The sequence below is a fragment of the Nonomuraea sp. SYSU D8015 genome (genome assembly GCF_008065375.1).
In the GTDB taxonomy this organism is placed as follows: domain Bacteria; phylum Actinomycetota; class Actinomycetes; order Streptosporangiales; family Streptosporangiaceae; genus Nonomuraea.
The window spans coordinates 96,286-117,852 of sequence record NZ_VJYI01000029.1 but is presented as its reverse complement, the minus strand read 5'-3'; the positions used below and the strand labels follow the sequence as shown (position 1 = coordinate 117,852).

General features: G+C 71.3%; 20 protein-coding genes. 13 read left to right on the top strand and 7 right to left on the bottom strand.

What is annotated here, in order from left to right:
* Positions 1-168 precede the first annotated feature (168 nt).
* Positions 169-915 (bottom strand): dimethylargininase, encoded by a 747-nt coding sequence (gene ddaH, locus ID574_RS51955; RefSeq protein WP_188196505.1) that lies wholly within the window; start codon positions 913-915, stop codon positions 169-171.
* 38 nt (positions 916-953) lie between these two features.
* Here ddaH and ID574_RS51950 point away from each other — a divergent pair, with 38 nt between their 5' ends.
* The 6 genes from ID574_RS51950 to ID574_RS51925 all read left to right on the top strand — a co-directional run bounded on the left by ID574_RS51950 (position 954) and on the right by ID574_RS51925 (position 8,131).
* Positions 954-1,199 carry a DUF2630 family protein gene (locus tag ID574_RS51950; protein ID WP_188196504.1) on the top strand — a complete coding sequence of 82 codons (246 nt, stop codon included), beginning with the start codon at positions 954-956 and terminating at the stop codon, positions 1,197-1,199.
* A 42-nt stretch (positions 1,200-1,241) separates the two neighbouring features.
* Positions 1,242-2,219, top strand: coding sequence for a GNAT family N-acetyltransferase (locus ID574_RS51945; RefSeq protein ID WP_188196503.1), 978 nt, complete (start codon positions 1,242-1,244; stop codon positions 2,217-2,219).
* A gap of 25 nt (positions 2,220-2,244) precedes the next feature.
* Positions 2,245-4,701 carry a glycoside hydrolase family 6 protein gene (locus ID574_RS51940; protein ID WP_188196502.1) on the top strand — a complete coding sequence of 819 codons (2,457 nt, stop codon included), beginning with the start codon at positions 2,245-2,247 and terminating at the stop codon, positions 4,699-4,701.
* A 119-nt stretch (positions 4,702-4,820) separates the two neighbouring features.
* The gene (locus tag ID574_RS51935; protein WP_188196501.1) at positions 4,821-6,134 is read left to right on the top strand and encodes an MFS transporter; all 1,314 of its coding nucleotides are present in this window, start codon (positions 4,821-4,823) and stop codon (positions 6,132-6,134) included.
* A 9-nt stretch (positions 6,135-6,143) separates the two neighbouring features.
* Positions 6,144-6,809 (top strand): response regulator transcription factor, encoded by a 666-nt coding sequence (locus ID574_RS51930; RefSeq protein ID WP_188196500.1) that lies wholly within the window; start codon positions 6,144-6,146, stop codon positions 6,807-6,809.
* Positions 6,806-8,131 (top strand): sensor histidine kinase, encoded by a 1,326-nt coding sequence (locus ID574_RS51925; RefSeq protein WP_188196499.1) that lies wholly within the window; start codon positions 6,806-6,808, stop codon positions 8,129-8,131. Before ID574_RS51930 ends, ID574_RS51925 begins: the two co-directional genes overlap by 4 nt.
* Positions 8,132-8,149: 18 nt before the next feature.
* On the opposite strand, the gene ID574_RS51920 is transcribed toward ID574_RS51925, so the two are convergent.
* Entirely contained in the window at positions 8,150-9,055 is a 906-nt protein-coding gene (locus ID574_RS51920) for a TAXI family TRAP transporter solute-binding subunit (protein ID WP_223167968.1), read from the bottom strand.
* A gap of 26 nt (positions 9,056-9,081) precedes the next feature.
* On the opposite strand from ID574_RS51920, the gene ID574_RS51915 reads away from it, so the two are divergent.
* From ID574_RS51915 to ID574_RS51905, 3 genes are all read left to right on the top strand, one after another.
* On the top strand, positions 9,082-9,807 hold the full coding sequence (locus ID574_RS51915; protein ID WP_188196498.1) for a Mut7-C RNAse domain-containing protein: 726 nt from the start codon (positions 9,082-9,084) through the stop codon (positions 9,805-9,807).
* 368 nt (positions 9,808-10,175) lie between these two features.
* The gene (locus tag ID574_RS51910) at positions 10,176-10,742 is read left to right on the top strand and encodes a hypothetical protein (RefSeq protein WP_188196497.1); all 567 of its coding nucleotides are present in this window, start codon (positions 10,176-10,178) and stop codon (positions 10,740-10,742) included.
* A 311-nt stretch (positions 10,743-11,053) separates the two neighbouring features.
* Positions 11,054-13,624 (top strand): AfsR/SARP family transcriptional regulator, encoded by a 2,571-nt coding sequence (locus tag ID574_RS51905; RefSeq protein ID WP_188196496.1) that lies wholly within the window; start codon positions 11,054-11,056, stop codon positions 13,622-13,624.
* A gap of 4 nt (positions 13,625-13,628) precedes the next feature.
* On the opposite strand, the gene urtE is transcribed toward ID574_RS51905, so the two are convergent.
* Genes urtE through urtA form a run of 5 tightly spaced genes read right to left on the bottom strand, consistent with a single transcriptional unit; the run spans position 13,629 to position 18,116 of the window.
* Positions 13,629-14,321, bottom strand: a complete 693-nt coding sequence (gene urtE / locus ID574_RS51900) for an urea ABC transporter ATP-binding subunit UrtE (RefSeq protein WP_188196495.1) — start codon at positions 14,319-14,321, stop codon at positions 13,629-13,631.
* Positions 14,296-15,048, bottom strand: a complete 753-nt coding sequence (urtD, locus tag ID574_RS51895) for an urea ABC transporter ATP-binding protein UrtD (RefSeq protein ID WP_188196494.1) — start codon at positions 15,046-15,048, stop codon at positions 14,296-14,298. The genes urtE and urtD overlap by 26 nt, the downstream gene beginning before the upstream one ends.
* Entirely contained in the window at positions 15,032-16,066 is a 1,035-nt protein-coding gene (gene urtC / locus ID574_RS51890) for an urea ABC transporter permease subunit UrtC (RefSeq protein ID WP_188196493.1), read from the bottom strand. Before urtC ends, urtD begins: the two co-directional genes overlap by 17 nt.
* Positions 16,063-16,911 (bottom strand): urea ABC transporter permease subunit UrtB, encoded by an 849-nt coding sequence (gene urtB, locus ID574_RS51885; RefSeq protein WP_188196520.1) that lies wholly within the window; start codon positions 16,909-16,911, stop codon positions 16,063-16,065. Before urtB ends, urtC begins: the two co-directional genes overlap by 4 nt.
* Positions 16,911-18,116, bottom strand: a complete 1,206-nt coding sequence (gene urtA, locus ID574_RS51880; protein ID WP_188196492.1) for an urea ABC transporter substrate-binding protein — start codon at positions 18,114-18,116, stop codon at positions 16,911-16,913. The genes urtB and urtA overlap by 1 nt, the downstream gene beginning before the upstream one ends.
* A gap of 198 nt (positions 18,117-18,314) precedes the next feature.
* Here urtA and ID574_RS51875 point away from each other — a divergent pair, with 198 nt between their 5' ends.
* Genes ID574_RS51875 through ID574_RS51860 form a run of 4 tightly spaced genes read left to right on the top strand, consistent with a single transcriptional unit; the run spans position 18,315 to position 21,553 of the window.
* Entirely contained in the window at positions 18,315-18,617 is a 303-nt protein-coding gene (locus ID574_RS51875; RefSeq protein WP_188196491.1) for an urease subunit gamma, read from the top strand.
* Positions 18,614-18,925: an urease subunit beta gene (locus ID574_RS51870; protein WP_188196490.1), complete on the top strand. Its 312-nt coding sequence runs from the start codon at positions 18,614-18,616 to the stop codon at positions 18,923-18,925. The genes ID574_RS51875 and ID574_RS51870 overlap by 4 nt, the downstream gene beginning before the upstream one ends.
* The gene (locus ID574_RS51865; protein ID WP_188196489.1) at positions 18,918-20,627 is read left to right on the top strand and encodes an urease subunit alpha; all 1,710 of its coding nucleotides are present in this window, start codon (positions 18,918-18,920) and stop codon (positions 20,625-20,627) included. The genes ID574_RS51870 and ID574_RS51865 overlap by 8 nt, the downstream gene beginning before the upstream one ends.
* Positions 20,627-21,553, top strand: a complete 927-nt coding sequence (locus ID574_RS51860) for an urease accessory protein UreF (protein WP_188196488.1) — start codon at positions 20,627-20,629, stop codon at positions 21,551-21,553. The genes ID574_RS51865 and ID574_RS51860 overlap by 1 nt, the downstream gene beginning before the upstream one ends.
* Positions 21,554-21,567 lie beyond the last annotated feature (14 nt).

Here is a 21,567-nt window from a genome sequence, read left to right as displayed (position 1 = left end):
AAGGGAAGCGGCCGACGCGCACGACTGGCTCCGCGGCGAGGGAGCCGGCCTACAGGCCCCCGCCGCGGCAGCTAAGAAGCAGCCCGCGCAGCATGCCAAGCACGCTACCAGAGGTCTCGGGATGCGCCGTCCCGGATCTCACATCTTGAGAACACCTTGAGGCCCGGATCACTCCTCGATCAGGACGCTGAGGCAGGTCACGCAGCCTTCGAGCTTCTCAAATTCTGAAATATCGACCTTCGTCACATCGAGCCCTCGCTTCTCGAGCATCGCGGCGGTCTCGGGCGCCGAGGCGGCCATCAGGACCCGGTCGCCGCCGAGCGGGACCACGTGCGAGCCCGCCTCCTCCGGCGGCACCAGCAGGCCGGGCAGCTCCACGTGGCGGGGGTCGCCGATGAGCGTTCCGTCAGGGAGGGCCGTCACCGCCGACTTCAGGTGCAGCACGCCGGTCATGTCGACGGGTACGACGCGGCGTTCCGGCAGCAGGGCCGCGAGCTGGGCGATGCCGTCGTCGTCGGTGCGGGCCGAGCGGCCGACGTACACGGTGGCGCCGACCTGCAGCACGTCGCCGCCGTCGAGTGTGCCGGGCGGCGCGATCCTGACCACCGTCAACCCCAGGTCCCGTACGGCCTGCGCCACGGACTCCACCTCGGGCCGCCGCTCGGGCGCGCCCGGCCTGGTCAGCACCGCCAGCCGACCCGACACCACCACCGCGTCCTCCACGAACGGCGCGTCGGGCAGGTCGTCGGCGGGCTCGGCGTACGCGGGCCGCCACCCCGCGGCCGCCAGCGCGGCCACGTAGGCGTCGTGCTGGACGCGCGCCCGCTCGTAGTCCACCGGCTCGCGCTCGATGTGGGTGACGATGCCCTCGGAGATCCGCGGGCCGGGCTTCCTTACGAGCGCGATACCAGACATAGGGCGTGTTCTATCACGGTGTCACTAGAGTCTTGGGCATGCGGGACGACGAGATACTCACCAGGATCAGCGCTCTGGTCGACGAGGAGCACCAGTTGCGCGACAAGCTGACGGCCGGCGAGGTGACGACGGACGAGGAGCACGCGCGCATCAAGCAACTGGAAACGGCCCTCGACCAGTGCTGGGACCTGCTCAGGCAGCGCCGCGCCAGGCGCAGCGCGGGCGAGGACCCCGACGGTGCCGTCGTCCGCCCGGCCGGCGAGGTGGAGAACTACCGCCAATAAATTCGCTCGCCCCGGCCGTTTCGCGTGCGCTTTGCTGGCCGTATGACGTTCCAGCCCATCGACCTCGAACGGCCGGGCGAGCTGATCGCGGGCCTGCACGACGCGTACGTGGAAGCCCATTCCCACTACCCCGGCCCCCTGTTCTCCCTCCCCCTCTTCCGCCGCATGGTCGCCATCGACCGGCCCGGCTGGCGGCACGAGCTGTGGGTGGAGCCGGCGGAGGACGGCGAGGTCGTGGGCGGCTACGGGCTGTCGCTGCCCCAGCTGGACAACACCCACATGGGCTCGCTGTTCCCGCTCGTGGTCCGGCCCGCGCGGCGCGGCCGAGGGCTGGGCACGGCGCTGTTCGAGCACGCCGTGGGGCGGATGCGGGCACACGGCAGGCGGCTGCTGCTCGCCGAGACCCCCGTCACCGGCGTCGGCGCCCGCTTCGCGCGGGCGCGCGGCATGACCGTCGGCATCGTGGAGACCCGCCGCACCCTCGATCTGCGCAAGGCCGACTGGCCCGCGCTGGAGCGCATGGTCCCCCAGGTGGACGGCTACTCCCTGGAGCAGTGGACCGGCCCGGCCCGCCCCGAACTGCTGCCCGACCTCGCCGCTCTGATGAACGGCATGAACGACGCCCCGCGCAGCGCCGACGTCGAGGAGCAGAACTTCAGCCTCGAACGCGTACGCTCCAACGAGGAGAGCATCCTTTCGGGTGGCGAGACCTGCTACACCACCATCGCCCGCCGCGACGCCGACGGCGCCCCCGCCGCGTTCACGCGCATCAACCTCAACGCCGACCGTTCCGACGGCTGGGGCATCCAGGTGGACACGATGGTGCTGCGCGAGCACCGGGGCCACCGCCTGGGCCTGCTGGTCAAGCTCGCCAACCTGCTGCGGCTGCGCGAACGGGAGCCCCACCTGGAGCGGATCATCACCTGGAACGCCACCTCCAACGCCCACATGCTCGCGATCAACGAGGCACTGGGGTTCGAGCTCCTCGACGAGTGGTACGAGTGGCAGCTGCCGCTGTAGGGGGCGGGCGATACTCTGGTGATCTATGACCTTGGAGGCGTTGCGAGACGGGGATCCACGGCAGGTAGGGCCGTACGCCCTGTCAGGTCGGCTCGGCGACGGCGGCATGGGGGTCGTCTACCTGGGACAGGGGCCTGACGGCGCGCAGGTGGCCGTCAAGGTCATCCACGCCAGGATGGGCTCGGACCCAGAGTTCCGGCGGCGCTTCGCCCGGGAGGTGGCGGCGGCCAAACGGGTCGCCAGATTCTGCACCGCTCCCGTCCTGGACGCCGACGTCGAGGGTGACGTGGCCTATCTCGTCACCGAATACGTCCAGGGGCCGAGTCTGGACGACGCGGTACGCGAGTCGGGGCCGCTGAAGGGCTCGGCGCTGGACGGGCTGGCCGCGTCCATGGCCATGGCACTGCGGGCCATCCACGGGGCGGGGGTGGTGCATCGCGATCTCAAGCCGTCGAACGTGTTGCTCTCCCAGGTGGGGCCCAAGGTCATCGACTTCGGGATCGCGCAGCTCGCCGACGCGGAGATGAGCAGCGCGGTCCTCGGGACGCCCGCGTACATGTCGCCCGAGCAGGTGGCCGGCGAGGCCATCGGGCCGGCCTCGGACATCTTCTCGTGGGGTGGCACGGTGGCCTTCGCCGCGTGCGGCCGGCCGCCGTTCGGCTCCTCCGGCTCGGTCCCCACGATCCTGCTCCGCATCGTCAACGAGCCGCCCGACCTGCGGGGGCTCTCCGGTCCGCTGCGGGAGCTGGTGGCGGCGGCCCTGGCCAAGAGCCCGGCCGAGCGTCCCACGGCCCAGGACCTGATGGACCACCTCAGCACCTCGGCCTCAGGTGTGCCGGGGCGGGTCCCGGCGGGCGGCGCTGCGCCGGGCGCAGGCACGGCAGGCGGCGTTTTACAAGGTGCGGGCACGGCAGCCGGCGCTCCACCCGGCGGAGGCCCGGCGCCCGGCGGTTCACCGGCCGACCGAGCTGCGGACGCGGCGTCGGACGGGGCAGCGGACGCGGCGTTCCCGCAGGAGGGCGCTACGTGGCCGAGGAGCGAGCCCGCGATCGGCACCGCGCCGGGCACCGGATCACAGTCCACCGGAGCACCGCACAGCGGAGCGGCCCACAGCGGAGTCGCGCGTGGGGAAGCCCCGGACGCCGGCATCGAGACCCCGCACCCTGGAGCCCCACGCGCCGAAGCACCACACGTAGGAACACCGCACGTCGGAGTCGAGTCGGCCGGGGTGGCAGGGACCGGCGGGACGGGGGCCGGGGGTGGAGGCCCCATGGACGGGCGGCGGAGGAGGCTCCTGGCTGCGGCGGCCGCCGTGATCGTGGCCGTCGCAGGCGTGTCGGTGGCGCTCGCCTGGCGCGGTCAAGGCACCCCGGCCGACCCCGCCGCGAACGGCGACGGCACGGCCCAGGCCGGCACCGGGGACGGCAAGACCTCCAAGACAGGCACGGCCGAACGCCCGACCGCCGCGCAGAACCCCCTGACAGCCCAGGAGGACATCCGCTTCTACGCCCCCGAAGAGCCGAACGCGAGCCGCCAGGCCGACGCCTGGGCCGCGGACCGCCCCGAGGACGCCGAGCTCATGCGCAAGCTGGCCGCCGTCCCCTATGCGATCCGCCTGAACGAGCCCGAGGTCAGGGCCGAGGTGGAGAACACGATCACGGGCGCCGAGCAGGCCGGCGGCGTCCCCGTGTTCCTGATCAACTCCATGCCGGGCAGCGACTGCCAGTCGCACACGGCGGCGGAGATGGACGCGTACCACAAGTGGATCAACGGCATAGCCGGACAGATCGGCGACGCCAAGGCGGTGGTCCTCCTGGAGCCGGGCGGCCTGGTCAAAATGCCCGGCACCGAGAACTGCACCCTGCCGGGCTCCCCCGACCAGCGCTACAAGGACCTGCGTCAGGCCCTGCTGACCCTCAAGGCCGGCCCCAACACGGCCGTCTACCTCGACGGAAGCCTGGACTTCTACCCGGGCGCAGAGGCGATGTCCGAGCGCCTCATCGCCGCCGGAATCGACAAGGCGGACGGGTTCTTCACCAACACGGCCGGCCACGCCTACACGGAGAAGGCCGTCGAGTACGGCAAGAGGCTGTCGGCCTGCATCGGCATCCAGCTCGTCACGGGCAAGAAGGGCTGCCCATCGGACGCCACGGTGGACCCGGCGAAGATGCCGCACTTCATCGTCGACACCGCCAGGAACGGCCGAGGTCCGTGGGTCCCGAGGAAGAAGTACAAGGACCCGCAGACATGGTGCAACCCGCCCGGCAGGGGCGCCGGTGCGCGGCCGACCACGGACACGGGCGAGGAGCTGGTGGACGCGTACCTGTGGATCAGCAGGGCCGGGGCATCCAGCGGCCGGTGCCGGCGCGGCACGACCGGCGACAAGGATCCGGAGCGCGGCGTCGTGGCCCCGGAGGCCGGCCAGTGGTGGCCCGAGCTGGCGCTCGAAAGGGCCAAATTGGCCAACCCGCCGTTGCGGTGAGGTTACGTCCGTAAAGCCCCCATGTTAAGCGGACGTTAGATCTCGCCCCGCCTCCCTTGTCCGGACAACCCTCTGGGGTAAGGCTCTGGCCTGCACCTACTCCCCCCAGGAGGTTCCAAGTGAGCAAGGCACGCGTGCCGTGGAAAGCCGTGCTCGGCGGCTCTGTCGGCAATTTGGTCGAATGGTATGACTGGTTTGTTTACAGCAGTTTCGCCGTCTACTTCGCCGCGTCCTTCTTCCCCGAGGGGGACGACACCGCGAAGCTGCTCAACACGGCCGCCATCTTCGCCGTCGGGTTCTTCATGCGCCCGCTCGGCGGCTGGCTGCTCGGCCGGTACGCCGACAGGAAGGGCCGCAAGGCGGCGCTCACGCTCACCGTCACGCTGATGTCCGCCAGCGCCCTGCTGATCGCGATCGCGCCCACGTACGAGACGGTCGGCTACTTCGGCGCGCTGGTGCTGGTGGTGGCGCGGCTGCTGCAGGGAGTGTCCGTCGGTGGTGAGTACGCCGCCAGCGCCACGTACCTCACCGAGGCCACACCCCGAGGCCGCCGCGGCCTCGCCTCGAGCTTCCAGTACGTCTCCATGACGGCCGGCCAGCTCGTCGGCCTCGGGCTGCAGATCGTCCTGCAGAACACGATGTCCAAGGACGCGCTCGACTCCTACGGCTGGCGGATCCCGTTCGTGGTCGGCGCGCTGGGCGCCGCCGTGGTGTTCTACCTGCGCCGCAACCTCCTGGAGACCGAGGCGTACGACGAGGAGGAGCGCGAGGTCAGGACGGAGAGCCGGGGCACGCTCAGGGAGCTGCTCGCCCACCGCAAGGAGGCGCTGCTGGTCATCGCCCTGACCATGGGCGGCACGGTCGCGTACTACACCTACACGACCTACCTCACCAAATACCTGTCGAACACCGCGGGCCTGCCGAAGGAGACGGCCACGCTGGTGAGCTTCTGCGCGCTGTTCGTCTTCATGTGCCTGCAGCCGGCGGCGGGGGCGCTGTCGGACCGGATCGGGCGCAGGCCGCTGCTGATCACGTTCGGGATCGGGTCGATGCTGGGCACGGTGCCGCTGATGACGGCGCTCGCCGGGGTGAGCGGGTTCGGCGGGGCGTTCGTGCTCTCCCTCACGGGCCTGCTGATCATCACCGGGTACACCTCGATCAACGCCGTGGTGAAGGCCGAGCTGTTCCCGACGAACGTGCGCGCCCTCGGAGTTGCGCTCCCGTACGCGATCGCGAACGCGCTGTTCGGCGGCACCGCCGAGTACGTGGCGCTGTGGTTCAAGAACGCCGGCGTCGAGTCCGGCTTCTACTGGTACGTCTCGGGCTGCGCGGCGGTCTCGCTCGTCGTGTACCTGACCATGCGCGAGACGCGGGACGCGGCTCTGTCGCGTGCCGAGCAGGGGGCGGCGGAGACCGTCCCCGCCCGCGTCTAACCTGGCCCCATGCGAGTTCTGCTGGTCGAGGACGACGATCGGCTCGCCTCCGCGCTCACCACGGCCCTCGCCCGGCACGGCCACCAGGTCGCCCGGGCGGGGCTGGCCGTCGACGCCCTCCGCCTGGCGGGGGGCGTCGACTTCGTCCTGCTCGACCTGGGCCTTCCCGACCTGGACGGGCTCGACGTGCTGCGGCGCATTCGCCGAGTGTCGGCGGTGCCGCTGATCGTGGTGACGGCCCGCACCGAGGAGCGCGAGGTGCTGCGCGGCCTGCGGTCGGGAGCCGACGACTACCTCGTCAAGCCGTTCCGTACGACGGAGCTGATGGCGCGCATGGAGGCGGTGGTGCGGCGCGGCACCAGGCCGCGGCCGCCGCGCGACGACGTGGTGAGCGTCGGCGACGTGCGCATCGATCTGGGGTCCAGGCAGGTGACGGTGGCCGGGGAGCCGGTGACGCTGACCCGGCGCGAGTTCGACGTGCTGGCGCTGCTGGCCAGGGAGCCGGGCGTGGTGCGCAGCAGGGAGGAGATCCTCGACGAGGTCTGGGGCGATCCGCTGCTGTCGGCGTCGCGGTCGCTGGACGTGCACGTGGCGGGGCTGCGCTCGAAGACGGGCCGCCCCGGGCTGGTGGAGACCTTGCGCGGCACCGGCTACCGGCTGGGCTCGACGGCGTGAACTCGCGGCTGGTGGTCACGTTCACCACGCTGATCGTGTTCCTGATCGCGGCGCTGGCCGTGCCGCTGGGGCTGGCCTACGCCTCGCACCGGACGAACCGGCTGCTCCTCGACCGCCGCGCCGACGCCACCCGCTTCGCGGAGCTCGCCGACCGGGCGGCGGGGGAGGCCGACTACGCCGGGCTGACCGCCGAGATCGCCCGCTACGCCGGCCTGTACGGCGCCGCCGTCCGCGTACGCGACCGCGACGGCTCCGTCCGGGCCACCGCTGGCCGCTTCGACGCCGACGACCGGGACGCGACCCGCCTGGCGTTGTCCGGCCGCACCACCGAGGACCTGCCCATGATCACCCCGTTCGGCCCGGCGACCGTGCTGCTGGCCGAGCCGGCCGGACGGGACGCGCAGCTGTCGGGCGTCGTGCTGCTGCAGGCGCCCACGGGCCAGGCGCGGCTGGACGTGTCGCTGGTGTGGGGCGCGCTGGCGGTCGGCGCTCTGGTGGCGCTGGCCTATTCGGCCCTGGCGGCCAGGCGGCTGGCCCGCTGGATCCTCCGCCCGGTCACCGAACTGGACCGCACCACACAAGCCATCGCACAGGGCCGCCTGGACGCGCGGGCTCATCCCGGGGCCGGACCGTCGGAGCTGCGGCGGCTGGAAGAGCGCTTCAACGCCATGGCCGACGCGGTCGCCGGCGCGATGGAGCGGCAGCGGGCGTTCGTGGCGGACGCCTCGCACGAGCTGCGCACCCCGCTCACCGTGCTCGGGCTGCGACTGGAGAATCTGGAGCCCCATCTGCGTGGCGAGGGCACGTCCGAGTACGCCGAGGCGATGGCGGAGCTGGATCGGCTCGCACTGCTGGTCGAGGATCTGCTGACCCTGGCCAAAGTGGAGGCGGGGGCCGAGGTCGCGGGCAAGGCGGTGGGGCTGGGGCCGCGGCTGGCGGCGTGGCGGGAGGTGTATGGGGCGAAGAGGGTGAACCTGGTGACGGACATTCCTGAAATTTCGGAAGTGCCGGAGGCGGTGGCCAGGATCGCGGACATCGCCCTCGACAACGCCCAGAAGTTCGTGCCCGAGGGCGGCACGGTGACGGTCACCCTGGCCGACAGCGTGCTGCGGGTGGCCGACGACGGCCCGGGGCTGAGCGATGAGGAGCGCGCGGAGGCACTGGGCCGCTTCTGGCGGTCGGGGACGCACGCCAACGTGCCGGGCAGCGGCCTGGGTCTGGCCATCGCCGCCGAGCTGGCCAGGACGTGCGGGGCCACGCTGCGGCTCCTTCCCGCCGAACCACACGGGCTGATGGTGGAGCTGCGGCTCCCCCGTCCCTGAGGCGCCGCCCGGGCGAGCTCAGCCGTAGACGGACCGGTAGTAGCGGATCGCGCCCGGGTGCAGCGGCACGACGCCGGTGCCGATGGCGTAGCGCTCGTCGAGGCGGCCGCCCGGGGCCGTCGGCGCCTGGAGGCGGTCGCGGGCGCGGAAGAGCGTCTCGGTGATGGTGTGGGCCACGTCCTCGGGGAGCGTGGTCCGGCACATCAAATAGCTGGGGGTGCCCACGGTCGGGACGGGCGCCGCGGCCCCGTACGCGCCCGCGGGCACGGACGCGTCCTCGTACAGCGGCCCGAACTCCCGCCGCAGCACCGGCACCAGCGAATCCAGCGGGACGAGCCGGATGTCGCCGAGCGCGGCCAGGGCGGGTGTGGGCACGCCGCCCGACCAGAAGAACGCCTCGACCCCGCCGCTCCGCAACGCCTTGACGGAGCCGTCCAGGTCGAGCCGGACAACCTGTGGCGCCGGATCCAGCCGGGCGGCGGCCAGCACGCGCAGGGCCGTCACCGAGGTCCCGGACCCGTGCTGGCCGATGGCCACCGCCCGCCCCGCCAGCCGCCCGATCTCGGTGACCCCGGAGTCCTGGCGCACGACGAGGTGGACGTAGTTCAGGTACATCCTGGCCAGCGCGGACACCGGTCGCCTGCGTACGCGTACGGCGTCGTCGGCGCTGTCGGCCAGCGAGAATCCGACGTCGGCCCGCCCGTCGGCCATCATGGCGAGGTTCTCCACGCTGGCGGCGGTCCGCAGCACCCGCACGCCCATCCCCTCGCGCCGCAGCTCCGCGGCGAGCCGGTCGCCGAGCCCTTCGTACGGCCCGCCGACCTGACCTGTCGCCAGCCGAAGCTCGACCGGCCGCGCGCCGCCGCCCGAGCACCCGGCCGCCAGCACGGCGGCCGCGAGCAGGGCCCGGCGGCTAATCGGCATGAAGTCACGCTATCCGGTGCAACAGAATGGATGTTGTGACCGCACGCCTGCGCATCGCCCCAGAGCTGAGGATGTTCCTGCCGGTGAGCCGCCGCCAGGAGTGGCTGGAGGTGACGCCCGACGGCACCTCCACGCTGGGCCACCACGTCGAGTCCATCGGCATCCCGCTGACCGAGGTGGGCCCGATGACCGTGAACGGCCGCGGCGTGTCACCGTCCTACCAGCCGGCGGCCGGCGACGTGGTCGAGGTGCAGCCGATGCCCCGGCCGCAACAGCTGCCCGAGGAGCCGCGTTTCCTGCTGGACGTGCACCTGGGCACGCTGGCACGGCGGCTGCGGCTGCTCGGCATCGACGCCGCCTACCACAACGACAGGGACGACCCGGCACTCGTGGAGCAGGCCAACGAGGAGCGCCGGGTGCTGCTCACCCAGGACCGCGGCCTGCTGCGCCGCCGCGCCCTGTGGCTGGGGGCGTACGTGCGCGGCTCCCGGCCCGCCGACCAGCTGCGCGACCTGCTCGAACGTTTCTCCCCGCCGCTGCGGCCGTGGACCCGGTGCACGGCGTGCAACGGGCGGCTGGAGCCAGTCGCCAAGCAGGAGGTCGCGTCGCTGCTGGAGGCCGGCACGAAGCGCACCTACGACGCCTACGGCCGGTGCCGGGAGTGCGGTCAGGTCTACTGGCACGGCGCGCACAGCGACCGGCTGGAAGAAATCGTGCAGTCGGCACGTGCATGGACTAATAGCACACATTAACGACTGTTCGCGCAAATGAGTAAGGGAACTTTCCCCATGAGCACCTTCTAGAATGCGCTTCGAGTTGATCTCGAAACGGGCGCCTACCAGCACCTTCACCACCCATATCGCCATTAGGTAGTTACGCTCGCAAATCGTCCATCCGGGTGTATGCTGGGGCCGCCCCAAGCGGCACTTTAGGAACAACTCTCACATTTGGCGTTACCGCATCGTCGGCGGTAACGCCATCTTCGCGTATCCAAAATCAGCACGTATGCACGGTTCGCCACAGTTCACCACACCAGACCCTTAATAACGCTATTTTCCTCACATCACTTGCTTGCTGCCCCCCGCCGGGGCAATTCACCCAATTAGGAGATCCGCGGAAGATGACGGACAAATCAATGCCCGCCAACGATGCCGGGCCGGCCTCGGCCGGGCACGGGCGCAACTGGAAGAAGGCGACCGCCGTCATTGGCACGGCCACGGCGCTGGTCGGACTCACCAGCGCCGTGGTGTCCTTCACCCGGGTCAACGCCGAGGACGACTCCCCCGCCATCGCCATCACCGCACCAGAGACGGGGGCCGGGGCGACCGCCTCAGCCTGTCCGATGATCCGAGGCACGGCCAAGGTCGCGGAGGGACTGGCCTTGATCGTCGCGGTACGCCGGACGACCGGCATTCCGCGAGCAAAAACGCATTTCTACCGCGTCGACACCATTCGCCCCACCGGGCAATGGAACGTGACAATCTCTCTCGAAGCGGACAATCCCACGATGGCGGGCCAGTGGTATTCGATCACGGCATTCACCATGCCGTCCGCCTGGGCAGATTTTCTGGAGAGACTGGACGGCACCGCGGACGGCGTGCTGATGGTCGCATCCACGATGCCGCCCCATGAAGGCGAGACACCTTCCATCGATGTTCAGCGGGAAGCCGGGCAGGGCTTCTGCTGAGTGCGCTGCTGATTGCCTGGTCAGTGGCACCATCACCACCCAGGCAAACAGCGGTAGTGGAGAGAATAAACCATCACCGCGTACAACTCTTCTGCTACGCGCATTGTGGTCGGGTGGCCTTTTGGACACCCCGGACCAGCCCTCCGACGAGCGCAGGCCGAAGGGCTCGCCGCCCCGCCCGTACGCCTCGTAGATCACGCCCTGGCCGCCCGGCGAGACAGTAGTCGCCGAGCCTCTGGGGATCGGCGGAAGTGAGAGGAGCCACCAGGTGTGCCATTCTGATCGTCGTCTGCTTCGTGAAGGAAGGTCGCATGGAATTTCGCATCATGGGGCCGCTCGAGGTACGCGACGGCGACGGGCGGGATCGCACCCCGACCGTGCCGAAGCACCGCGACCTGCTCGCGATGTTCCTCATGAACGCGGGACGGCCGCTGACCGTGGAAAGGCTGCGCAAGCTGCTGTGGCCGCGCGAGGACGGCGACCGGTCCGACTCCCTGATCCGCGGCTACGTGGGTCAGCTGCGCCGGCTCATCGGCCAGGACATGATCACGACCGTGTCCGGCTCGTACGTCCTGAACCTGCGCGACGGACTACTGGACGTCGACCGCTTCCGGCTGCTCGTTGACCAGGGAGCCTACGAAGAGGCCCTGGCCCTGTGGCGGGGCGAGGTCCTGGAGGACGTCGACCCCGAGGGCGAGCGCTGGGTGGAGACCCGCAGGCTACGCGAGGAGCTGGCGGAGCTGCGGCTGCTGGCCCTGGAGCGCAGGCTGCAGGCGGACCTCGACGCGGGCAGGCACCGGGAGCTGCTGGCCGAGCTGAAGCGGCTGACCAAGCAGTATCCGACGTGGCAGCGCTTCCGCGGCCAGTACATGCTGGCCCTCTACCGCAGCGGCCGCCGGGTGGACGCGCTGGCCGCCTACGCGGTGCTGCGCGACCAGCTCGACGGCGGTCACGCGATCGAGCCCGACCCGGAGCTGCAGCTGCTCTACCACCGCATGCTGCACGACGACGTGTCGCTGCACGTCTCGGCCGGGCCGCCGGTGCTGCTGCCGCCCGACGTGGCGGACTTCACCGGCCGGGCCGAGCTGCTCGACCGGGTGATCGGCGGCCTGGTCGTGGTGCACGGCCAGGCGGGGGCGGGCAAGTCGGCGCTGGCCGTGCACGCGGCCTGGCGGTCGCGCGAGCGTTTCCCCGACGGGATCCTGTACGCGGACCTGCGCGAGACCACGGCGCCCGCGGCGGTGCTGGAAGACTTCCTGCGCTGGCTGGGCTGCCCAGCACAGGCGATCCCGGCCTCGCTGGAGCAGCGGGAGCGGCTGTTCCGCACCTACGCCGCCAACCGCCGGCTGCTGGTGGTGCTGGACAACGCGGCCGGCGAGGCGCAGGTGCGGCCGCTGCTGAGCGCGTGCCCGACCGTCATGACCAGCCGCTCCCCGCTCAGCGGCCTGACCGGCGCGCTGCGGCTGTCGGTCGGCGTGCTCGACGCCGCGGACGCGCTGGAGCTGCTGGTCAGGAGCTCGGGGCGGCCGGCGGACGACGCGCTGCGCAGGCTGGCCCGCTTCTGCGGCGGACTGCCGATCGCGTTGCGCATCGCGGGCTCCCGGCTGGCGGCCCGGCCCGAGTGGACGGTCGACTATCTGGTGGGGCTGCTGGAGAACGAGCAGGAGCGGCTCGACCGGCTGCACGCGGGCGATCTGGCGGTCCGCAGCGTGTTCGCGATCGGGTTCGACGGGCTGCCGGAGGCGGCCAAGCTGACGCTGCGCGGACTCGGCGAGCTGTCGGCGCCGGACTTCGCGGACTGGGTGACCGAGCGGCTGGGCGGGCAGGCGGAGGCGCTGGTGGACGCCGGGCTGCTGGAGACGCACGGCGTGGACGTGGCCGGCCAGGTCCGCTACCGGCTGCACGACTTGACCCGGTTGTTCGCCCGCGAGCAGCCGGTGCCCGGCGTGCTGGCGAGGCTGTCGGAGGTGGTGCTGGCCCGGGTGCGGACGTCGCGGTTCTCGCTGGTGTCGGGCGATCCGGCCACCGTCGTGGCGACCAGGGACATCAGGGAGTCCGTCGAGTGGCTGGCGGCCGAGCGGGCGTTCCTGGTCAGCCTGGTCGCCGATCTGCACGCGGCGGGGCTGGACGACGCCTGCTGGCGGCTGGCGCACCTGCTGGCTCCCTACCTGGAGCGGCATCGGTTCCTGGACGACTGGCGGGCCGTGACGACGCGGGCCCTGGAGTCGGCCAGGCGAGCCGGAGACGACCGGGGCGAGGCGCTCGTGCTCCTGACCCAGGGAGACCTGCACCTGGCCGAGCGGGAGTGGGATCGCGCCCACGAGACGCTGCGGCTGGCGCTCGGCATGTTCCTGCGCCAGGGCCGCACGCGCGAGGTCGACCACACCAGGCGCCGGCTCGGCCGCGTGCACCTGGAGCGGGGTCGGCTGGAGGAGGCGGAGCGGGCCCTGCTCACCTGCCTGAAGGGCGCGGAGAACCAGCGCGACGCCGCGGACGCCGAGCAGGTGCTCGGCATCGTGCTGCGCCGCGCGGGCCGGCTCGACGAGGCCGCTGACCGGCTGCTGGCCGCCGTCGGGCATCTCGCCGAGCTGGGCGACCGGCACCGGCAGGCAGACACGCTGCTGGAGCTGTCGGCGGTGCGGCTGGCGCAGGGCGCCAAACCGGCCGCCAGGGCGGCCGCCGAGCAGGCCAGGGGCATCGCCGTACGCCTCGGCGACCGGCTGCTCGACGCGCACGCCCTGCTGGCGCTGGCCAGGGTCAACCGGGCGGAGGGCGCGTCCGGGCGCTCGCGGGAGCTGGCCAGGGCGGCGCTGGAGGTCTTTGAGGAGACCGGCGACCGCCAGGGCGGCGCGAACGCCCGGGCGCTGCTGGCGATCTCATGAGCGCTTAGACGGCCAGCAGGCGGCGGACGTCCTCGCGCTGCAGTTCCCCGGCGTCGCCGGTCCGTACGACGTGCCCGGCGTCGAGGATGAGGAACCGGTCGGCCAGCCGCAGCGCGATGTCCAGATACTGCTCCACGAGCAGCACCGCCAGCCCCGAGGCGTGCAGGCGCTCGATGGCCGCCTCGATCTCGAGGATGATCGAGGGCTGGATGCCCTCGGTCGGCTCGTCGAGGATGAGCATCCTGGGCCGGGTCACCAGGGCGCGGGCCATGGCGAGCTGCTGTTGCTGCCCGCCCGACAGGTGGCCCGCGCTGCGCTTGAGCATGGGCTTGAGCGCGGGGAACAGGTCGAGGGCCTCGTCGATGGCCGACTTGGGCTGTTTGGCGGCCTCCACGGTCACCAGCAGGTTGCCGAGCACGGACAGCTGGGGGAAACACTGGTGGCCCTGGGGGACGTACCCCATGCCCAACCGCACCCGCTCGTGGGGCTTGAGCCTGGTGACGTCGCGGCCGTCGAAGGCCACCGTGCCCGAGGTCGCGGGCAGCACGCCCATGACGGTGTTGAGCAGGGTGGTCTTGCCGACGCCGTTGCGGCCCATCACGCAGACGAGCTGCCCGGATTCGACCTCCAGCGACACTCCGAACAGGACGCGCGCCCTCCCGTACCCCGACTCAAGATCGCTCACCGACAGCAGCATCGCTCGGTCTCCTCCCCAGATAGACCTCCTGCACCCGCGGGTCGGCGCTGACCTGGTCGACCGACCCCTCCACGAGCACCTTGCCCTCGTGCAGCACGGTCACCTTCGAGGCGTGCCGCCGCAGGAACTCCATGTCGTGCTCCACGACGATCACCGTGTGGTCGTCGGCGATCTCCGTGAGCAGCCGGCCGGTGCGCTCCCGTTCGTCGCTGGACATGCCGGCCACCGGTTCGTCCAGGAGCAGCAGCCGGGGCCGCTGCGCCAGCAGCATCCCTATCTCCAGCCACTGGCGCTGGCCGTGGGAGAGAACGCCGGCTGAACGCTCGGCGAGCTCTTCGAGCCCGGTCCTGGCGAGGGCCTCCTCGACGGCTTCGGAGACGCCCTTGCGGCGCCGGGCGAGCGACCACAGCGGTTTGCGGAAGCTGGCGGCAAGGTCGAGGTTCTCGACGACGGTGAGCTCCTCGAACACGACCGAGGTCTGGAACGTGCGGCCGACACCCAGCCGGACGATCTGGTGCTCCTTCCGGCCCACGAGGTCGTAGCCGGCGAACCGCACGGCGCCGGCGACCGGTTTCGTCAGACCGGTGATCACGTCGATGAGCGTGGTCTTGCCCGCGCCGTTGGGGCCGATCAGGAAGCGCAGCTCGCCTTCGGGCACGGTCAGGTCGACGCCGTCGAGCGCCCGGAAGCCGTCGAACTCGACCCGCACGTCACGTAGCTCGAGCACTTCGCAACCTCCCCAGGATGCTCCTACCTATTCCGGCGACGCCTTTGGGGGCGAGCGTCATGACCAGGATGAACAGCGCGCCCTGCAGGTAGAGCCAGCCATCGGCGAACTGCTCGCTGAAGGCGGTCTTGGCGTACCCCATGAGCACGGCGCCGAGCACGGCCCCGGCCAGCGCGTGCCGCCCGCCCACGGCCACCGCGACGACCAGCTCCAGCGACGGCACCACGCCGAGCAGCGCGGGCGAGATGATGCCGACGACCGGGACGAACAGCGCGCCCGCCAGCCCCGCCATGCCCGCCGAGATCGCGAAGGTGACGGTCTTGACCAGGGCCGGGTCGTAGCCGAGGAAACGCACCCGGTCCTCACCGTCGCGCACGGCGACGAGCAGGCGGCCGTAGCGGCTGTTGACCAGCTGCCGGGTGGCCAGGTAGAGGACGCCGAGCACGGAGGCCACCACCAGGTAGAGCCCGCGCTGCGTGGAGTCCTCGGCGAGGTCCTGCCCGAACAGCTCGAAGAAGTTGGTCATGCCGTTGGTGCCGCCTGTCAGGCCCTGCTGGCCGACCAGCAGGATGACCATGGCCGCGGCCAGCGCCTGGGTGAGGATGGCGAAGTACGCCCCGCGCACCCGCTGCCGGAACACCAGCGCGCCGAGGATCAGCGCGAGAGCCACGGGCCCGAGCACGGCCATGCAGAGCGCGAAGACCGGGTTGGCGAACGGTGTCCAGAGGGCGGGCAGCTCCTCCACGCCGCTCCACACCATGAAGTCCGGCAGCCCGCCGTCACCGGCCTCGGTGAGCTTGAGGTACATCGCCATCGAGTAGCCGCCGAGCCCGAAGAACACGCCTTGGCCGAGGGTGAGCATGCCGCCCTTCCCCCACGCCAGCCCGATCCCGAGCGCGACGATCGCGTAGCACAGGTATTTGGCCAGCAGTCCCAGCCGGAACGGCTCCAGCAGCAGCGGCGCCGCGACCAGGGCCACCACCGCGATGGCCGCGAACGGCAGGTTCCGTTTGATCATGTGAGCACCCTCGACCTGAGCACGAACATCCCCTGGGGCCGCACCTGCAGGAACGCGATGATCACCGCGAACACGATCACCTTCGCCAGGGAGGCGTCCGACCAGAACTCGGCGTAGGAGTTCAGCAGCCCGAGCCCGACGGCCGCGAGCACCGCCCCGCGCAGCTGTCCGAGCCCGCCCGCCACCACGACGAGGAACGCGTCCACGATGTAGTACGTGCCGAGCGCCGGCCCGACCGGCCCGATGAGCGTCAGCGCCACCCCGGCCACGCCCGCCAGCCCGGACCCGATGAAGAACGTCAGCATGTCCACCCGCCCGGCGTCGATCCCGCTGGTGGCGGCCAGCTGCCGGTTCTGCACCACGGCCTGCGTGCGGCGCCCGAGCCCGGTCCGGTTGAGGTAGACCCAGACGGCGACCACGCCCGCGATCGCCAGCCCCATGATGAACAGCCGGTTGTACGGCAGGATGCCCACCCCGCCGGACAGCCAGGAGGGGGCGGGCACCTGCACGTTCGGCGCCCCGAACAGGTCGCGGGCGAGCTGCTGCAGCACCAGGCTGACGCCCCAGGTGAGCAGCAGCGTGTCCAGCGGCCTGCCGTAGAAGTGCCGGATCGCCGCCCGTTCCAGCGCCAGCCCCATGAGCCCGGCCACGACGAACGCCGCCGGCAGCGCGAGCACCATGTCCTGCAGCAGGAACGCGGTGTACGCGCCCGCCATGATGAACTCGCCGTGCGCCATGTTGATCACGCCCATCTGCCCGAACGTGAACGTCAGGCCGAGCGCGATGAGCAGCAGCACCGCCCCGATCGACAGCCCGATCGGCAGCTGGTTGACGAAGGCCGACATCAGGAGGCCGCCAGCCCGGCCGCCCACGGGTAGCCCTTGAGGTAGGGGTCCGGCTTGATCGGCTCGCCGGAGTCCCACACCTGCTTGATCAGGCCGTCGGGCTGGATGATGCCGATGCGGGCGGTCTTGTACATGTGCTGGTTCTCGCCGTCGATGGTGACCAGGCCCTCGGGACGTTCGAGCGCGATGCCGGGCGCGGCCTTCTTGACGGCCTCGACCTCTGTGGTGCCAGCCTTCTTGACCGCCTCGGCCCACAGGTAGACGGCGTTGTAGCCGGCCTCCATGGGGTCGCTGGTGACCTTGTTGGCGCCGTACTTGGCCTTGAACGCCTTGACGAAGGCCTCGTTGGCCGGGGTGTCGGTGGTCTGGTAGTAGTTCCAGGCGACCGGGTGGCCGGCGATGTTGTCCACGCCGATGCCGGTGACCTCCTCCTCGGCGATGCTCACCGACAGCACCGGCATGCTCTCGGCGGTGGCGCCGGCGCTCTTGAGCTGCTTGAAGAAGGCCACGTTCGAGTCGCCGTTGAGGGTGTTGAACACCGCGTCGGGCTTGGCGCCCATGACCTTGTTGACCAGCGTGGAGTACTCGGTGTGGCCGAGAGGGGTGTACTCCTCGCCGAGGATCTCCATCCCGTTCGCGGCGGCGTACGCCTTTATGATCTTGTTGGCGGTGCGCGGGAAGACGTAGTCGCTTCCGACCAGGAACAGCTTCTTCTTGCCCTGCTCCTTCAGGTAGTCGAGGCCGGGGATGATCTGCTGGTTGGTGGTGGCGCCGGTGTAGAAGATGTACGGCGAGCTCTCCAGACCCTCGTACTGCACCGGATACCACAGCAGCGCCTTGTAGCGCTCGAACACCGGCAGCATGGCCTTCCTGCTGGCCGAGGTCCAGCCGCCGAAGACAGTGGCGACCTTGTCCTGCCTGATCAGCTTGGTGGCCTTCTCCGCGAACGTCGGCCAGTCGGAGGCGCCGTCCTCGACCACGGGGACGAGCTTCTTGCCCAGCACGCCTCCGGACTTGTTGATCTCCTCGATCGCGAGGAGTTCGGCGTCGCGCACGGTGACCTCGCTGATCGCCATCGTGCCGCTGAGGGAATGGAGCAGTCCGACCTTGATCTCGTTGGACTCGGCGGCCGGTTGGGAGTCGGATCCGCAGGCCGCGAGGGTGAGGACGACGAGCGCGGAGACGATCGCGCGAGATATGCGCACAGCGGTTCCTTCCTGCCGGGCGTTCCTGCCAGAAAGGTGACCCCGCGAAATTTCCCGCGAAGATCCCGGGCGTTAAGAGGTGTTTGCCGAATTTTCACGAATGCACATATTTCGATGTGCTGGCACCCGCCGCAGGCCGAAACCAACACGACATACACCGGCAACAGCTCGGAAACGGCCGGTTCCTAGTGTCCGGCCATGCGGCTTACCTCACACGAGCAGGAGCGGCTGCTCATCCACGTCGCCGCCGGGGTGGCGCGCGAGCGCCGGGCACGGGGCCTGCGCCTCAACCACCCCGAGGCTACCGCGATCATCGCGTCGTTCCTCATGGAGGGCGCCAGGGACGGGCGCACCGTTGCCGAGCTCATGGAGTCCGGCCGGACGGTGCTCAGCCGGGCCGACGTCATGGAAGGGGTGCCGGAGATGCTGGAGAGCGTGCAGATCGAGGCCACGTTCCCCGACGGCACGAAGCTCGTGACCGTGCACAGGCCGATCCCGTGATCCCGGGCGAGTACGTGCACCCCGACGGCTCGATCGCGCTCAACCCCGGGCGCGAGCGGGTGACGGTGCGGGTGATCAACACGGCGGACCGGCCGGTGCAGGTAGGCTCCCATTACCACTTCGCGGCCGCCAATCCGGGGCTGGAGTTCGACAGGAAGGCGGCGTGGGGGATGCGACTGGACGTCCCGGCGGGGACGGCGATCAGGTTCGAGCCCGGCGTCGAGCGCGACGTGACGCTGGTGCCGCTGGCGGGCGCGCGGGTCGTGCCGGGGCTGCGGCCGGAGTGGGCGGGGCCACTCGATGACTGACATCTCGCGCGCCCGGTACGCGGCGCTCTACGGGCCCACCACCGGCGACCGGATCAGGCTGGCCGACACCGACCTGTTCGTGGAGGTCACCGAGGACCTGTCGATGGGGCCGGCCGGCGCCGGCGACGAGGCGGTCTTCGGCGGCGGCAAGGTGATCCGCGAGTCCATGGGGCAGGCGCGGACCACCCGCGCCGAGGGCGCCGCCGACCTCGTCATCACCGGCGCGGTGATCCTCGACCACTGGGGCGTGGTGAAGGCCGACGTCGCCGTCCGCGACGGCCGCATCCACGCCATCGGCAAGGCCGGCAACCCCGACACGATGGACGGCGTGGACATCGTCATCGGACCGTCCACCGAGGTCCTGGCCGGGAACGGCAAGATCCTCACGGCCGGGGCCGTCGACTCGCACGTCCACCTCATCTGCCCGCAGATCCTCGACGAGGCCATAGGGTCCGGCGTCACCACGATCGTCGGGGGCGGCACCGGGCCGGTCGAGGGCACCAAGGCCACCACCGTCACCGGGACCTGGTACCTCGGCCGCATGCTGGAGTCGCTGGACGCGTACCCGCTGAACTTCGCGCTGCTCGGCAAGGGCAACACGGTCAATACCGACGGGCTCATGGAGCAGCTCAGGGCCGGGGCCTCCGGCTTCAAGCTGCACGAAGACTGGGGCACCACCCCGGCCGCCATCGACACCTGCCTCAGCGTGGCCGACGCCTCCGGCGTGCAGGTGACGATCCACACCGACACGCTGAACGAGGCCGGCTTCGTCGAGTCGACGCTCAAGGCCATCGGCGACCGGATGATCCACGCGTACCACACCGAGGGGGCGGGCGGCGGGCACGCGCCCGACATCATCCGCGTCGCCGCCCACTCCAACGTCCTGCCGTCCTCCACGAACCCCACCAGGCCGCACACCGTCAACACGCTCGACGAGCACCTCGACATGCTGATGGTCTGCCACCACCTCAATCCGTCCATCCCGGAGGACCTGGCCTTCGCCGAGTCCCGCATCCGGCCGTCGACGATGGCCGCCGAGGACGTGCTGCACGACATGGGCGCGATCTCGATGATCGGCTCGGACTCGCAGGCCATGGGGCGGATCGGGGAGACGATCATCCGTACGTGGCAGACGGCTCACGTGATGAAGGCCCGGCGCGGCGCGCTCGGCGAGGGCCCTGCGGACAATCTGCGGGCTCGCCGCTATGTAGCGAAATACACGATATGTCCGGCTATCGCCCATGGGCTGGACGCCGAGATCGGCTCGGTCGAGACCGGCAAGCTCGCCGATCTCGTCCTCTGGGACCCCGCCTTCTTCGGCGTCAAGCCGGACTTGGTGCTGAAGGGCGGCGTGGTGGCCTGGGCCCAGATGGGCGACGCCAACGCCTCCATCCCGACCCCGCAGCCGGTGCTGCCCCGGCCCATGTTCGGCGCCTCGCCGGTCACGGCCGCGGCCACCTCGCTCCACTTCGTCGCGCCGCTCGCCCTGGAGTCGGGGCTCGCCGACCGGCTGGCCGTACGGCGGCGGCTCGCCGCGGTGGCGGACGTACGGCGGCGCGGCAAGTCCTCGATGCCGCTCAACGACGCCCTGCCCAGGATCGAGGTGGCGCCCGACACGTTCGAGGTCCGGATCGACGGCGACCTCATCGAGCCGTCCCCGGCCGTCAGCCTGCCCATGGCACAGCGCTACTTCCTGTTCTGATGAACGCCGCCCTGCTCCTCCTCACCGACTCCCGCCTCCCGGCCGGCGGCCACGCCCACTCGGGCGGCACCGAGCGCGCCATCGCGTCGGGGGCGGTGCACGATGTGCCGTCCCTGGCGCGCTTCCTGAGAGGTCGCCTGCACGTTGCCGGCACGCTCTCCGCCGCTCTGACGGCCGCTGCCGCCCTCCAGGCGGCCCACCCCGCCGCAGACCCGACCAGGCCACCCGCCGCCCCACGGCCCGGGAGCGCCACGCCCGCCGCCACGCCTGTCCTCGCCGCGCGCGGCGTCCGGCCGGACGCCGGCGGGGGCGCGGCTCTTGAGCAGCCGCAGCCCATCGGCGACGCCGCGGCCGAGTCGAAGGCGGTGGCAGGGGGCGGAGCAGCACCCGAGGCCCGGCACATCACCGGCGGAGCCGGATGGGGCGGTGCGGCCGGGTCGCCGTGGGCGCGCCTGGACGAGGAGGTCGATGCCAGGACCGCCTCGCCCGCACAGCGGGACGCCTCCAGGACGCAGGGCAGGCTGCTGCTCAGGGTCGCCCGGCGCGTGTGGCCGTCGGAGGTGCTGGACGAACTGGCGCGGGACGTACCGAACCCTCACCATCCCCTAGCCCTCGGGGTGGCGGCGCACGCGGCCGGGGCGACGCCCGAGGAGGCGGCCATGGCGGCGGCATACCACGCGATCAGCGGCCCCGCCACGGCGGCGGTCCGGCTGCTCGGCCTGGACCCGGTAGCCGTCCACGCCCTGCTGGCGGACTTCGCCCCCGACCTCGCCGCCGTCGCGGCGGAGGCCTGCCTCGCCGCCACGAGCGCGTTCACCGACCCCGCGGTGCCTCGCTGGGAGGCGTTGCCCGCGTACTCAGCACCAGCACTGGACCTCCTGGCCGAGCAGCACATGCAGGCCGAGGTCAGGCTGTTCGTCTCATAGAGGAAGGACCACGA